The sequence below is a fragment of the Bacillus sp. AY2-1 genome (genome assembly GCF_008368965.1).
GTDB classification, from domain to species: Bacteria; Bacillota; Bacilli; order Bacillales; family Bacillaceae_G; genus Bacillus_A; species Bacillus_A thuringiensis_S.
Window position 1 is genome coordinate 1 of record NZ_QPEL01000348.1, and the last position, 505, is coordinate 505.

Below are 505 nucleotides of genomic sequence, written 5' to 3' on the forward strand. Positions count from 1 at the left end.
GTCTTATAAGAAGGAATTCATTTAAGATATTAATTGAAAATATTGATTGGGAGGATGTTAGAAATGGAATTAAATAATGTGGATGGAATTAGTATAGAAAAAAGTACAAGTATTAACATGGAAGAAATGGAGTTATTGTTACTAGCTGATCCCTCAACAGAAGTAGTTAATGGATATCTTAAAAAGGGAGATTGTTTTGTTTTAAAAAAAGGTGCTGTTACTGTAGGTATTATGATTTTAATTCCTACCCGAACAGAAACGATTGAGATTATAAATATAGCAGTTTCCGAAAAAGAGCAAGGAAAAGGATATGGGAAATATTTACTTAGGTTTGCTATAGACTATGCTAAAAAAGAAGAATATAAAACTATAGAAATAGGCACAGGAAATTCTAGTTTAATGCAACTAGGCCTTTATCAAAAATGTGGTTTTAGAATAACCAGTGTGGATAAGGACTTTTTCTTACGAAATTATAATGAAGAAATATATGAAAATGGTATTCAAT

The 505-nt window shown here is 28.9% G+C and carries 1 protein-coding gene; it reads left to right on the forward strand.

Annotation, left to right across the window (positions count from 1 at the left end; translation table 11 throughout):
- Window positions 1-63: 63 nt before the first annotated feature.
- On the forward strand, window positions 64-505 hold a 442-nt coding region (locus DN403_RS30970), incomplete at its 3' end, for a GNAT family N-acetyltransferase (RefSeq protein ID WP_149186140.1).